The sequence below is a fragment of the Limibacter armeniacum genome (genome assembly GCF_036880985.1).
Classification (GTDB): domain Bacteria; phylum Bacteroidota; class Bacteroidia; order Cytophagales; family Flammeovirgaceae; genus Limibacter; species Limibacter armeniacum.
The window spans coordinates 1854848-1869349 of record NZ_JBAJNO010000008.1 but is presented as its reverse complement, the minus strand read 5'-3'; the positions used below and the strand labels follow the sequence as shown (position 1 = coordinate 1869349).

At 40.7% G+C, this 14502-nt stretch carries 10 protein-coding genes; 2 read left to right on the top strand and 8 right to left on the bottom strand.

The window, feature by feature from the left end; genetic code table 11:
- Positions 1–36: 36 nt before the first annotated feature.
- The 4 genes from V6R21_RS13735 to V6R21_RS13720 form a co-directional block, all read right to left on the bottom strand.
- A complete protein-coding gene (locus V6R21_RS13735; protein ID WP_334244193.1) occupies positions 37–1986 on the bottom strand; it encodes a sensor histidine kinase in 1950 nt (649 codons plus the stop codon).
- Positions 1987–2033: 47 nt separating this feature from the next.
- A complete protein-coding gene (locus V6R21_RS13730) occupies positions 2034–2537 on the bottom strand; it encodes a GNAT family N-acetyltransferase (RefSeq protein ID WP_334244192.1) in 504 nt (167 codons plus the stop codon).
- 165 nt (positions 2538–2702) lie between these two features.
- Positions 2703–4613 carry an arginine--tRNA ligase gene (locus V6R21_RS13725; protein WP_334244191.1) on the bottom strand — a complete coding sequence of 637 codons (1911 nt, stop codon included), beginning with the start codon at positions 4611–4613 and terminating at the stop codon, positions 2703–2705.
- Positions 4614–4731: 118 nt separating this feature from the next.
- Positions 4732–5625 (bottom strand): mechanosensitive ion channel family protein, encoded by an 894-nt coding sequence (locus tag V6R21_RS13720; protein WP_334244190.1) that lies wholly within the window; start codon positions 5623–5625, stop codon positions 4732–4734.
- A 206-nt stretch (positions 5626–5831) separates the two neighbouring features.
- Here V6R21_RS13720 and V6R21_RS13715 point away from each other — a divergent pair, with 206 nt between their 5' ends.
- Positions 5832–6647, top strand: coding sequence for an HAD family hydrolase (locus tag V6R21_RS13715; protein WP_334244189.1), 816 nt, complete (start codon positions 5832–5834; stop codon positions 6645–6647).
- Between the two features lie 79 nt (positions 6648–6726).
- Here V6R21_RS13715 and V6R21_RS13710 read toward each other — a convergent pair whose 3' ends face one another.
- The 3 genes from V6R21_RS13710 to V6R21_RS13700 form a co-directional block, all read right to left on the bottom strand.
- Complete coding sequence (locus tag V6R21_RS13710) at positions 6727–8403, bottom strand: VRR-NUC domain-containing protein (protein WP_334244188.1); 1677 nt, start codon at positions 8401–8403, stop codon at positions 6727–6729.
- Between the two features lie 106 nt (positions 8404–8509).
- The gene (locus V6R21_RS13705) at positions 8510–8971 is read right to left on the bottom strand and encodes a BLUF domain-containing protein (protein WP_334244187.1); all 462 of its coding nucleotides are present in this window, start codon (positions 8969–8971) and stop codon (positions 8510–8512) included.
- Positions 8972–9336: 365 nt separating this feature from the next.
- The gene (locus V6R21_RS13700; RefSeq protein ID WP_334244186.1) at positions 9337–10953 is read right to left on the bottom strand and encodes a SulP family inorganic anion transporter; all 1617 of its coding nucleotides are present in this window, start codon (positions 10951–10953) and stop codon (positions 9337–9339) included.
- A 507-nt stretch (positions 10954–11460) separates the two neighbouring features.
- Between V6R21_RS13700 and V6R21_RS13695 the strand changes: the two genes are divergently transcribed.
- Positions 11461–12459 (top strand): DUF4421 family protein, encoded by a 999-nt coding sequence (locus V6R21_RS13695; protein WP_334244185.1) that lies wholly within the window; start codon positions 11461–11463, stop codon positions 12457–12459.
- A gap of 390 nt (positions 12460–12849) precedes the next feature.
- On the opposite strand, the gene V6R21_RS13690 is transcribed toward V6R21_RS13695, so the two are convergent.
- Complete coding sequence (locus V6R21_RS13690; RefSeq protein WP_334239876.1) at positions 12850–14301, bottom strand: hypothetical protein; 1452 nt, start codon at positions 14299–14301, stop codon at positions 12850–12852.
- Positions 14302–14502: the final 201 nt, after the last annotated feature.

The following is a 14502-nucleotide window of genomic DNA, read 5'->3' as shown; positions in this document are numbered from 1 at the left end:
TGCGCAAAGATAGTTGTTCATTTGTTTCAAAAAAATTTATATCCCCAAATTAGTATTACCCAAGTCATCAATTGTAAAATAAAAAGTGCTACCTACCCCTACTTCTGACGTTACCCATACTTTACCATTATGCAAATCAACGATCTTCTTACAATGTGCCAATCCTATACCCGTACCCTCTATTTCATCCCTACGGTGCAATCGCTGAAAGATTTCAAATATATGCTCCTGATGTTCCTCAGGAATACCAATACCATTGTCCTGTACTGAAAACTGCCACATTCTCCCATTTCTTTCTGCACTGATCTCAATTTCAGCAGTATCCTCAGGTTTTCTAAACTTGATAGCATTGGTTATCAGGTTTTGGAACAACATTCTCAACTCTCCGCTATAAGCCTTTAAAACCGGTAGCTTATCAATAGTTACCTTTGTTTCTGTAGTGGAAATAAGGTTGTTCAGATCAGCTACTAACGATTCCAACAACTGGTTACAGTCAACATCTTCTAACTTCGCATTCCGACCTAACCTGCTATAGTCCAGCAAAGCCCTTATAAAAGCTAGCATCCTGTTCGATGATCGACTGATATGCATCAGACGCTTTGTAGCATATTCATCATCTTGGAAGTGCTCTTCCAGTATCGAGGTAAAACCAATAACGGTATTCAGTGGCTCCTGCAAATCATGTGAGGCGATATAGGCAAACTGCTCCAGCTCCTTATTTTTGGCTTCTAGTTCCTTTGAGTGTCTTTTAATGATTTCTTCAGCCATTATTCTTTCTGAAATATCAATAATGGAAGCCAACACCATAGTTTTGCCATCATTTTCGATCGGACTCAAGCCAATTTCAACAGGTACCCTTTCTTTATTTTTGCGCAAAGCGAACAATACCCTGCCTTTTCCCATCGGGCGGGCTTTGGGGTCTTTATAAAAATCATTTCGAAGCACTGGATGGTCTTGACGAAACTCTTCAGGCATCAGTTGCTCGATTTCAATCCCAACCAATTCATCTCGATTATAACCAAAAAGCTCCTCTGCTTCCCTATTAACCATCGTAATAAACCCATCCTGATTCATTAACAGCAATGCATTTGGTGTTGACTCTACAACGGTCTTAAACTGCTCTTGTACTTTCTTTCTTTCACGATCCAGTACATTGACTTTATCAACTATCGAAAACAGCAAAAACAAATGCGCTAACAGGTAAGAAATGACAAAGAGTGCAATACCAAATTCAGCAGAAATCCATCCTTTCTCTATCGCCTGAAGCTGTAATAATCCCAATATTAAAACCATCGTCAAGGTCGTTGGAAACATTCTCCTGATCAGTTCATTACCAATCCCATTTCCTGTAAACCTTGCAGTAGCCCCCAGCCTATAGTGTACTAACGAAGCCGCTATCGACAGCAAGACAAACATTAGCGAAGTATGAATCGCCATGGAGGTAAAAATGGACAACTTACTTAACACCGGAACACCATACAGATAGCTGATAAAGGAAACCATTGAAATAATAGTTACCAGATGCAGCAACAACTGCCCAAAAAAGTTGGTTTTCCCTCTCTTGAACTTAAAAAGGATAAATGCTGAACTAAACAGCACAAAGCAAAAAGACGTAGCAGTGGACATTCTGCCTGGCTCACTATACTTAGTGACGATAGAAATCTGGTCTTTTACAAAAATTTCGTCTATTCCAAACTGACGGTCAAGTGCATGTTCTATCAGGGTCAATCCTCCTATCAGAAAGACCAAGGTGGAAAAAAACCTGTTAAGGCTATCAAGATACAACCCTTGATCTGAAACGGTAACTAAGGTAGCTCCTGAAAGGAAGAAGCAAAGTGCTGTATTGAACTTCATGGTCGGCAAACCTGGAACAACACTCAGAAGAGGCTTAAAATCTATTATCCAGCCAAACATAACCAATATACCGGCTACCATCATCAGATAGGCAACCCACCTGATCTGGCTGTTGTAATGTTTATCTTTCATCTTATAAATGAGTGTAAGCTTGACTTTAGGCTAAGTCGACAATTTCCTTACAGTTCGATTGTATACTTGAGTAATGTTTTTGGTTCCTGAAAAACTAATGACGGCAATTCCTCTTCCAATTGATATCCAAATTTTTGATACAACTTAGTAGCCGTCTCCAACGCAGGAGTAGTCAATAAAAAAGAAGTGTGGTAACCTGCTTCCTGCATAAACTCCATAAACAGGTTCATTAACTTCCCTCCTAAGCCGATTCCTCTAAACTCAGGTAAAATCAAAAAGTAGCGTAATTGTGCAGCACCATCACTATTCACCAGTGACAGGAAGCCAATGATTTGCTCTTTATACTCACAAACCCAAACCCTCTCTTTTTTTGAATCAAAATTGACCGCAAACTCCCCTAACCCTTTTGCTACATAAGATTCAAAATCAACACCATACCCAAATTCTTTACTATATAAATCCCCATGTAAAAAAGTAACATATCCTATATCTCCAGGTTTAAGGTAAGTCCTGATTTGAATATCCTCGAGTGAAATTATTGTAGTAGGCATAAGATTGTCTGATAGTTATTTTTGGAAAACAATAAGCTATGAGCGATAGCAATAATCTACAATTTACACCTAAGAAGTTTCACAGTTCAAATATTAAATAAAAAAAGCATGCCTACCCACCTTAGGGTTGACATGCTTTTTAAATTTCGATGATATTATTATCAATTACATTCTGTTTGGTACCTCAACACCAATCAGGTTCATGGCTACCTTAATCACTCGAGCAGTCTGCTCTGACAAAGCAATTCTGAATGCCTTTTTCTTGCTGTCTTCCTCATTGAAGATTGGCATTTCAGCATATACTTTACTGTATGCCTTTGCTACATCAAAGCCATAGCTTGCCATTACAGAAGGAGCATAATCCCTTGCCGATTCACTGATCTTGTCACCTACTTTTGCCAGTAGTGCCACAAGGTCTGCCTCTACAGCTGAAAGCGCTGTTAGGCCTTCAAATGCAGCAGGTGAATAATCAATTCCATCCTTTTCAGCTCTTCTCAACAATGCTTGAATCTTGGCGTGGTTATACTGAATATAAACACCTGTATCACCTTGGAAGTCAATTGACTCTTTAGGGTTGAAAAGCATACGTTTTCTTGGGTCTACTTTCAGCAGGTAATACTTCAGTGCTCCCAATGCCAACATGCGGTAAAGCTCTTTCGCTTCCTCTTCCGTAAAATTATCGATCTTACCTGATTCCTTCGTTCTTTCCTCTGCTGTATCGATCATCTCCTGGATCAGATCGTCCGCATCTACCACAGTACCTTCACGTGACTTCATCTTACCAGTCGGCAAATCCACCATACCGTATGACAGGTGATAGATACCATCTGCATAATCACGTCCCAGCTTTTTCATAATCAGCTGAAGCACCTTGAAGTGGTAATCTTGCTCGTTACCTACCACGTAGATCGACTTCTTCATACCGTAGTCATTCGCTTTCAGGTCAGCTGTACCCATGTCTTGTGTCATGTATACAGCCGTACCGTCACCACGAAGTACCAGCTTCTCATCCAGTCCTTCATCAGAAAGGTCAATCCATACAGAATTGTCTTCTTTCTTGAAGAACACTCCTTTTTCCAAACCTTCCTCTACAATATCTTTACCCAGCAGGTAAGTCTCAGACTCTTTGTACATGTGGTCAAACTCAACGCCCATCAGCTTGTACGTCTTGTCAAAACCTTCGTACACCCACTCGTTCATCTGCTTCCACAGAGATACAGTATCCTCGTCACCAGCTTCCCATTTACGTAGCATTTCCTGTGCCTCCAACAAAAGTGGCGCATTTTTCTCTGCATAAGTAAACAGCTCCTTCAGCGCCTTGATTTGCTCTTTTTCTGTATCTGTCAGCTCTTCTTTTTTGCCTTTTGACTCGATCTCTTTTTTCAACGATTTCACGTCTTCCACTCCAGCCAAGGCAGGATAATCAGCTTGCTTTTCTGCTAACAGCTGGTCAATCTCCTCTTTGTAAGCCTTGTCAAACTTTACGTAGTATTTACCTGCCAAGTGGTCTCCTTTCAAGCTCTCTGAAGGCTGCTCACCGTTACCAAACTTTTGGTAAGCCAACATTGACTTACAGATATGAATACCACGGTCGTTTACCAAGTTTACTTTGGTTACATCATAACCGTCAGCTTCAAGGATGTTAGAAACAGAATATCCCAAGAAGTTATTCCTCAAATGACCAAGGTGTAGTGGCTTGTTGGTATTTGGAGAAGAGTACTCTACCATTACTTTCTCATCTCTTCGGGCATTTGCACCTAGGCTATCATTTTCAGCCAGGTTTTTCAATGTATCTACCCAAACCGACTTATTGAATACAAGATTCAAGAAACCGTTCACTACATTATAATCTGAAACAGCATTTACATGCTCCTTCAGGTAAGCCCCAATCGCCTCAGCCGTTTGCTCAGGCTTTGCCTTTGTCACTCTCAGAAATGGAAAAACCACAAAAGTCAGATCACCCTCAAAGTCCTTTTTAGTAGGCTGCAAATTGATGTCTGATTCTGCTACCTCGGCATCATATACGTTTTTAAACGCCTCAGCAATTCCTTGAACAACTTTCTTTTCTAAATCCATTGATCTATGCTTGGTTTATTTTTAACCGATAATTTCTCTTGCCAAAATGCAAGTTACAAACTTAATAAAATTAGCTTATACTTAAGCTGAGAGAGTATAGAAGAAAGCCAAATTTTGGTTACCTGACCCATCTTTGGGTAGGATATGCCAGATTTATCCCTTTTTCCTTCTGAAAATTATCAAGGATATCCTCCCATATGTCCGTTGAAATTCCCCTTCGGCGTCTTGCAGGGCAAAAATAGCGAACCGTTAGCCTCACGCCACTTTCTTTGACATCAGTGTAAACAATTGGGGTAAGCTTATTGAAATACACCAAAAACTTTTTGGAAGCTTCCTTCACATATTTACGGGCATCGTCCTGATAAATACTGGTATGTTTATCGGCTACTTCCCTTAGAATTTCCTTGGCTTTCTTCCAGTCACTTTCAAAGGTAATCAGTACCTCCTTTTCCTCCCATATGTAAGGAAATGCCACAGTATAATTTGCCACATAGCCTGTAAAGACCTTATGGTTTGGCACATGAATCAACCGACCTGTGCTCTGATCTGCATCTACCCAATTACCTACTTCAATCAAGGTCAGCTGAAAAATTCTTACATCTATCACATCTCCTTTGACCTTATCTATTTCAATCCGGTCGCCGACATCAAATGGCTTCCGCCAAAGGATAAAGATCCAGGCAACAAAACTTGTCAGTGGATCTCGCAGAGCAATGGCAACACCTGCTGAAAGCAAACCAAAATAAGTCACCAAGGAAGGCAACTGATATAACCAAACCCTTGCCACCAATAGAAAGCCTAGAAAATACGAAAGGTAGAATACGCCTTTACGCCACTTGTACCTTAAAGCTGGATCTTCGTTTCTTTTGAAAACGATTTTCAGTGTAATCTTGTCAAGGATAAAAAAGAATAGGATGATAAGTAGCGTCAGGACAATGCGGTGCTGGACATTCGGTGAAATTCCTGTCAGGCTATGGAACCAATTATATATAAATTCGAAAAGTTCTTTCATCTATGCTTGTTGGTTGTCGTAGCTATAATTTACTCACTTTCCTCGTTTTTTTATGTGGTTTTAAAGAAGGGATTTCGTTAGCCGCATTTCATTCTTCTCTCACTGACTAATAAGGAATATTTACAGGATCGCAATATGCTCTAAACATTAAATCCTTAACTTCGTTCCTTTTAAAACGCTGAATGTATTTTTAATTGAACTATCATATGAACTCCAATCAAATCAAGCTTATCGTCACTGACATGGATGGCACACTAGTGAAATCCAATCACGAGCTTCCTGATGACTTTTTCTCAGTTTTTGAAATGCTAAAGCAGAAAGGCATCCTATTTTGTGTAGCCAGTGGCAGACAATATTATAACCTCCGTGAGCAAATGCTTCCAATCAAAGATGAAATCTATTTCGCAGCTGAAAACGGAAGCTTGCTAATGCACAAGGAGGAAGAACAACAAATCAACGACCTCCCGTTTGACACTGTGCTGGAGCTGTTGGAAATCGGAAGAAAAGTCCCTAACACTTATACTTTGTTCTGTGGCAGAAAATCATGCTATGTAGAGTCTGATGCCCCAGAACTAATGGCTCAACTAAAAAAGTACTATCACAAGTTTGAGGTGGTAGATGACCTTTCAAAGGTGGATGACAAGATCTTAAAGTTCACTATCTGTGACTTGAATGGCGCGGAGAAATATACGCTTCCTTACTTTGAGCAGTATAAAAATGAGATGAATGTAAAGGTGGCTGGCGCTATGTGGTTGGACATTTCAGCTCCTGATGCCAATAAAGGCAAAGCGATAGAAACACTACAAAAACTGCATAACATTTCTCCCGAAGAAACAATGGTATTTGGTGACTACCTTAATGACTTGGAAATGATGTCTTGTGCGTACTTCAGCTATGCTATGGAAAATGCACATGAGGAGCTGAAACAGGCAGCGAGGTTTATTACCAAAAGCAATGACAATGATGGTGTACTGGAAGTAATCAGAAGAGAAGTGCTGGAACTTCCTGAATCTAAAGTTTGAGCTCTTCCTGTAACTGGATAAAATAAAAGGCATAGAAGAATGACTACTTCTATGCCTTTTTTGATAGCTGTACAAAGGTTTAACCATCTGCCCAGCTTACTTTAGTCACATTATAAGGAATCCCAATTTCTTGAAAGAACCTGAACCATCGTTTTTGGTTTGGTCTTAACTGGTCGCCTGGTCCTTTGACTTCTGCCAAAAGGTAATCTCCTTTTTCCTTCCCAAAAAGCATCAGATCAGGAAAACCTGAACGAAACTCCCGCAGGTTATCAGCCATTCTGGAGAGGATGGCTACCAAATGTTCACGTGGCACCCATTCTACGATCTTGACAAACTGCTCCAAGTCTGCCCTTTTCCAACTTACAAAGTAATTGGCTGTATTGAATTTCTCTTCATAGCACTGCCTGATGGTTACTGAAAGTTGATTATTTGACGCTACTTCAACCAAACGTTTCTTAATCTGTTCTGTCCGTTTTTCCCTAAAGTTTTCAGAAAACAAATCCTTTGGTCCACGCTGAAACGGGTTAAAGAAAACATTTGGGATTGGCATAAAAATGATGTCCCAAAACAGTAATCCAAACAGCCCGCCCCATAACAAGTTTTCAGCATAGAAGCCTTCATATCCATCTTGCTGATAGGAGTTCAGTGCAATGGCTTCTACGTTTAACCCTTCTTCCTTTTCTAAAGACTTGGAAACGGTCGGGAAAGTCTCCCTTTTTTGCTTCTGATATGGCTGTCCTACCTTCTTCTTTACCTTTTCCGCAAACATGGCTGCAAACTCAGCCTCATCTTCATTAAAGGGATTTTCCAATATCTCTGCCAATAAAACCAGTGACGCCTCTTCCCTACCTGTTTTCTCCCACACCCTGACTGTTCGCTCTCTGGCAGGATGTAGTCCTGAGTGTTGGTAAAAACCCAATGCCTCTTCCCAAAGCTTAAACTTTTCAAGAAAACGCCCGATATGGCAAAAGCTTCTACGGTACTTACCTTTCAACTTATCATGCGGGTCCTGTTCCAACATCCAGTTTCCGATAGCCATAACCTTCTCCAAATGATTGGACTGCAAACCATCCCACAATTCGGCATTGGCATATGTAAAGGCATGTAAGTCTTCCACCACTTGCCGTTGCTGAAAAAACCGATCCTCATCCCTGATCTCATAGGGCTCATACCGGAGTACTCCAATATCTTCGAGTATAAATTCGGACAGCTCCTGTTCCAGATTTCCAAAAAACAGCAACCTATAAATCTCTACTGTTTCCTGATACAAGGGTAGTAAAAATGTAAATCGCTTTTCCAGCAGTGCCCAAACCTGTGCTTCCTCCAATGAGGCTATTTCAGCCACAAGCTGTTGTTTACTTGCCGAAAGGTTGACAAACTCACTCAGTTCGGGCACATCCTTTAAGAAGTCAACTAGCTCGGGCTTTGTAATGGTATGTAATGCAAGCGGTAAGGCTAAACGAGGATTAACCGCAAAAAAACCAGCTAACTCCAACTCATCTACAGCCTGATCCAATTCAGGGATTTCAGCATAGGCAACCTTGTCCAACCTAAAATAAGGTCCTTTTCGGGTAACCAGTCGGACATACAACCTTTGCGCTCCCTCACTAAGCTTTGTAAAAGTCTTGTAAAACTGCTTTTCGTTTTCAATAAGCATATCATCATATCGCTCATTGACGAAATCCAGCAACTTTAAAAAATTATGCAAATAGTACCCCTCGGGCAATGGGGTCCTTTCTATTATATCTTCAGCCATAAGGCAAAAATAAGAAAAGAGAATCTTGCAGGCATAGTTCGTTACATATAAAAAGGTATTTTCATTAAGCCTGAAAATACTTTTCTATTCCATCACAACACGAGCTTCAGTACATATAATACTTGGACTGAAACTTTGAGATGTTCAGCAACATGGTATCAAGTGTTATGTTACTATGCTCATTGAATTCTAGCCCTGCCTCCTTAAAAGACAGCATATACTCCATAATCACATTTTCCATTGTGATAGAAGTTATGAACTCTTTTTTAATGAGTCTCATTGACCAATGAGGAAAACGCCGTTTCCCATCCTTTGAAGGTAACACTTCTTTCAGGTTAATAAACCTATGGGTGGGATCTGACTTTATTTTACTCATTAACTGTTCTACATACTTCCTGTCACCCTCCAAGTATTGGAAAAAGTATCCTTTATCGTAATACAAAAAACCCGTTATGCCGATTGAGATATTTTTAATGGCAGATATATCAGCAAGGTCAATTAACATATTCATATCATAAGGAATGCTTTGCTCACTCACATACACAATACAATAGAGGTCTTCTTTCATCTTTTTTGGGTTTTTCTGAAAAATGTAGTCTATACAAACTTTGCCCCACCGACCAACATCATCATTGTCCAATAGTCACTTACTCTAAATCCAAAAAATAACTATTGTTACATCTCAAACAGACTCAATTATAAGGTTTTCTCTCTATTTTGTTTAATGTTTTGACCACAAACTATGGCTTACTATTAATATAATTAAACAAATCCACTCATCATTACAGTAAAGTAGAAGTCCCATCAAAACAAAAAAACCTCCGGCAGCAAATGCACCGAAGGTTTTCCAATATAACGTTTATCTGTTCTAATAAAACAGCGAAGTGGACCGGATCCACTCCGCTGTCATTTAGAGATTATCTATGCTATTTTTTATACAAACGCATTGTGATCTGCTACAACATGGTAACGTGGATCCTCTACAGTATCCTCAATCACGGCATGCAAGTTATAGCTATAGTTAGCTTTGGTAAGTAACTGCTTACACTCACTGCTTAAGTGCGTCAACTTCACTTGCTTACCTAGCTTTTCATACTTTTCTACAATACTAATGATTGCCTCAACACCTGAATGGTCTGTTACCTTAGACTCAATAAAGTCGATCTCGATTTTCTCAGGGTCATTGGCTACATCAAACTTGCTGCTGAAAGCACTGATAGAACCAAAGAATAGAGGTCCCCAGATTTCATAAACCTTTGTACCGTCTTCTTTAACACGCTTTCTGGCACGAATTCTTTTCGCACTCTCCCAAGCAAACACCAACGCTGATACGATAACACCAGCAAACACTGCAATGGCAAGGTCAAATACGACTGTAAGTGCTGAAACTAGGATCAAGACAAAGGCATCTGTTGTAGGTATCTTAGGGATCACACGGAAGCTTGACCATGCAAATGTCCCAATCACTACCATAAACATTACCCCAACAAGTGCTGCAATTGGCACCATTTCGATATATGCTGAAGCAAAAAGAATAAAGCAAAGCAATGTTACAGCCGCTACAATACCTGCCAGTCTTCTGTAACCACCTGCATTGATATTGATCATAGACTGACCGATCATTGCACAGCCACCCATACCACCAAACAAACCAGTTACAATGTTGGCAGCACCTTGTGCCATACACTCACGATTGGTATCTCCTCTTGTTTCAGTAATCTCATCAATCAGGTTCAAAGTCATCAATGACTCAATCAGACCAATTGCTGCCAAGATTAATGCATATGGGAAGATGAATTTGAATGTTTCAAATGTGAAAGGAACCTTACTGAAGATTTCCCACTGGAATGTAGGCAAGCCGCCTTCCAGACCAGCTCCTCCACCCTGACGGATAAATGAACCTACTGTCTGAACATCCAAACCACTGAAGATTGCAACTGCTGATACTACCACAATTGCCGTTAAGGCAGCAGGAAGTTTCTTCGTCAGTTTAGGCAAGCCAAACATAATACCCATTGTAAGCGCCACAAGACCAATCATGATAAAAAGCTGATTACCTTGCAGGAACACTTTCTCTCCATCAACTACTTCTGTAAACATGCCCAATTGTGAAAGAAAAATCACAATAGCCAGACCGTTTACAAATCCCATCATTACTGGGTGCGGGATCAATCTTACAAATTTCCCAAGCTTCAGTACACCTGCCAATATTTGAATACCACCCATTAGGATGACTGTTACAAACAGGTAATACAAGCCCATATCTTCTTGAGGTTGTGCCATCGCTAACCCCATTTCATTTCCTTCTTTTACAAGGCTAACCATCACAACCGCCAATGCTCCTGTTGCACCAGAAATCATTCCTGGACGACCGCCAAAGACCGAAGTGATAAGTCCCACCATAAACGCAGCATATAATCCAACCAGTGGATCGACGCCCGCCACAAAAGCAAAAGCTACTGCCTCAGGAACCAAAGCCAAAGCCACGGTTAAGCCTGACAGGATGTCGTTTTTATAGTCTGCTGATTTTTGTTTGATTAGTTCGAACACGCTGTTTTATCCGTTATATTTTTTCAATAAAAAATTGTAATCACCGTCTGTTCAAACAGTTGAGATTACCTCTTAGTTCCAAACAAACGGCTGCAAACGTAAAAAAATTTAACAGTTCTTCCTATTAAGCGTTTTTTTTACAGTTGACTAACATCACCGCAAACAACTGACAAACAACAATATAAACTCTACCTCTCTTTAGCTTTAACCTCTTTAAAATTTTATTAAATAAATGATAACACCCCAGAAGCAAAACCCATTTAATGGTTAAACATAGGCTTAGCATCAAAACAATTAGAAGTGTAAGCTGTTTATCTGTTTGCTGATTTTTTAGTGTGGGAGATTGAAGGTGAAATAAAACGGAATTAAAATCACTGAAAGGTATATGTAATAAAAAATTTATAGCGTTTCTTTACCGGCTCAAAAAAATAGAGTGATACTCTCTATAACTTTTATTTGTTCATCATCGATAGAAAGACGACTATACTTATTATCCTGTTTTTCCACATGAAATATTTGACTCTACTTATTTGGTCTCTTCTCTTACTATCGATTCCACACCTTACATTCTCACAGCATACCGATCCAGACAAGGAGAATTGGTTTGTTCAAAAAGGCAAGCGCATCCAGTCTATCTACAATAATTTCGACTCTTCCTATATAGAGAAAACAGCATACAAGTATGCCCTTATACTAAAGAGCGGTAACTGGCAGGATGCTTATAACCTCAATATTGAGCATAACACCAACGTAGACTTTAAGTCTGACCTCAATTCCGATATTGGAATTTTTGCAAGTTACAGAGCCATATCACTTGGGTACTCCGTCAATCTAAATGACCTAGTCTTTGGTGAGTCAATCAAACGAAAAAAATGGGAAGTAAATATCGCCAATAACATCCTTAGCCTTGAGCTTTTTTATTTCAACAACAAGGGACTAACCAACTTGAAAAGGTATAGCGATGAGTTTGGAACAGTAGAGTTGCCGAAGACATTCAAGGGGATTGCCACCGATGTAGGAGGTATTGACTTCAACTATTTCTTCAACAACAAATCTTACTCCAATGCCGCCGCATACCATGATGTGCACCTCTTTAAGCAAATCAAGAGTGCTGGTTCATTGATTGCAGGCGCATCGTTTACCAGACACGACCTGTCGTTTGATTTCTCCGAGGAGCAAGGGCTTCAGTTGCCCCAAAACCTTGACAAAACATACGAGACCTATTGCCTGAACATAGGGTATGGTTATAATTATATTTTTGCCAAAAACTGGCTGGCCAATATGTCTATGATTCCAGCCGTTGGGGTTCAGATAGATAACAGCCATGACAAACAACAAGAATACATTACCCTCCGAAACAAAGGCAGAATGGCAGTGATCAACAATAAGCCAGGTTATTTCTGGGGCGTAAAATGCCAGAATATCACAAACTGGTTCTTTTCAGATAACTACACAGTAGCCAATACGCTCTTCACATTCAAAGTTTTGTACGGTATCAGACTTTAGTGTCTGTGAAGATAACGCCCCTTCAGGGCTAAAAAATTTGTAGGCTTTACGATGGGCGTTGCCCATTGCTATGCTATTTTGTCCCTTCGGGACTTGCGCCTTACAACAAACATAGGCTGGTTATGCGAAAACCAAAGGGCGCCCACGTAGGGGCGGACACCATTTGGTTTGGTGTCATCTTTTTAACCCTTTAGAAATTGGGTCTATTCAAACCTATACTCAAAAAGGGCTTTAAATTTTAGCGATGATATTTTCAAGTTGATTTTTTTAGTTAGATCATCACACCTGTCCCGAATAAATCAATGATGAACTTTTAAGATTTACTTTTTATTCAGCAATATACACCTGTCCCGAAGGGTAGGGTGTCCAAAACATTAGATTTTCTTCCGGTCAATTTGAGAGTGCTTTCATACGTCTAAGTACTTGATTTTCTTTTAGGTAATTAACCTCCCACTCCTTGATTTTGGACAGGAAAACCTGTTCCTGAGCGCTCTTGATATCGATATCCAATACCACCTTGCCAGCAAGTTTTCTTGTTACCAGTGCCAGGTAGAGCACATAGGAGGTGACACCATACAGCTTATTGGGAGACTTCCTGTACTTGAAGATGCCGAATAAAGACTCAATAACATCAGAAGAGCAATGCCAGCAGGCCTGCTCTTCCAGTTTCGAGACCTCTTCCTTCAGGTATGTTTTCACAGTTTCTATGAATTTATTCAGTTTCTCATAAGGTGTTACTGTCTCACAGTACGAGAGGCACACATCAATGCTTTCGGTGGATAATCCACTGTTCTTAAGGTGTTTGTTGATCTTGCAGGTGATAACAACAAGTGTTTCCAACTCCTTGACAATCTCGTTATGTTCCTGCAGGAAGGCAAAGCATTCCTGTTCTTCCCGGGTTAGGGTGGAATATTTTTTTTGTATCGCCAACACCCAATCGATAGTGGGCGTCAGATTTAGGAAGCGGGAGTGGTCACGCTGCCTTGGCGGCAATAGGTAAGCCACAGGCTTCATAATGTTTTTGTGGGTGCAGGCTCCCAACGACTTCATGAAGGCGATATATCGATCATCTTTCTTGTAGCACCTTTCTGCCAGTAGCGCCAGCTGGTGACCAACATCCTTGACTCGGCAAAGTTCCGCAGCCTTGATACCTGCGACCAAATTGTTGTTCGAGTCGCTGATGACGTACTTAGGTGCCTTGCCTTGTGTCTGGGCCACCTCCTTCAGCACACGCTTGATCTGGTCAGCCTTCCAGGATTTCTGTACTTCTATGTGAAGTACATCCGCATCAGCGGTCGTAAGTACCTCTGCTGTGGTATTTTCTGCCTCCACGCCCAGTACCATCAGCATCCGTTCATCACCAATGGTCATGCATTCATCCACAATCAGGGCATACTCCTTGTCGGTAAAACGGCCTTCTCCTTGATTGAAAGAAAAATACCCCAGCTTCTTGACCCAAGTCTCGACTGCGCTCTTGCTTGGAAGGCTGGTCAAGTGCCAGCCCAGTGCACTATTCAAATATTGCAGACAAGAAACCACACCCCGAAAGCTGCAGCCGCCCACTACATAGAGGTGTATACAGATACTCACCATCAAGACATTGTACTTATGTCCAGCTATGGGGAGCGAGTGCTCAGCTGGAGGACCTACAGATGACAGCTGTTGCCGCAACTGCTTGTTCTCTCTTTCCAATGCCTTGAGCAACTGTTGGCTATTCTGATATTTCCCCTTCCAACTCCCTCTGCTTTTTTCCAGTGCACAGACCCTTCCGCGTAACTTCTTAACCGTGTAACGGTGATTAAACTTGTCCTGTAGCTGTTTTTGCTGTATGTTTACCGACATAAACTCTTTCCGTATTTTGTGCGAAAATTTTATTTTCAGTTCAACACAAAAATGGCAAGAGTTTTTTTTATGCCTTTGGACACCCTACCCGAAGGGACATAATATACCAGCGATGGCTGTTGCACGCGCGATTATTCCATCGCAAGAGAATACCGCTAATTGAAGCCCTGAAAGGGCGGTATATGTCTGTTATTAATTCAA

Excerpts from the sequence above, each read along its gene's own strand:
- V6R21_RS13735 (WP_334244193.1), bottom strand. The coding sequence starts at position 1,986 with ATGAAAGATAAACATTACAACAGCCAGATCAGGTGGGTTGCCTATCTG.
- V6R21_RS13730 (WP_334244192.1), bottom strand. The coding sequence starts at position 2,537 with ATGCCTACTACAATAATTTCACTCGAGGATATTCAAATCAGGACTTAC.
- V6R21_RS13725 (WP_334244191.1), bottom strand. The coding sequence starts at position 4,613 with ATGGATTTAGAAAAGAAAGTTGTTCAAGGAATTGCTGAGGCGTTTAAA.
- V6R21_RS13720 (WP_334244190.1), bottom strand. The coding sequence starts at position 5,625 with ATGAAAGAACTTTTCGAATTTATATATAATTGGTTCCATAGCCTGACA.
- V6R21_RS13715 (WP_334244189.1), top strand. The coding sequence starts at position 5,832 with ATGAACTCCAATCAAATCAAGCTTATCGTCACTGACATGGATGGCACA.
- V6R21_RS13710 (WP_334244188.1), bottom strand. The coding sequence starts at position 8,403 with ATGGCTGAAGATATAATAGAAAGGACCCCATTGCCCGAGGGGTACTAT.
- V6R21_RS13705 (WP_334244187.1), bottom strand. The coding sequence starts at position 8,971 with ATGAAAGAAGACCTCTATTGTATTGTGTATGTGAGTGAGCAAAGCATT.
- V6R21_RS13695 (WP_334244185.1), top strand. The coding sequence starts at position 11,461 with ATGAAATATTTGACTCTACTTATTTGGTCTCTTCTCTTACTATCGATT.
- V6R21_RS13690 (WP_334239876.1), bottom strand. The coding sequence starts at position 14,301 with ATGTCGGTAAACATACAGCAAAAACAGCTACAGGACAAGTTTAATCAC.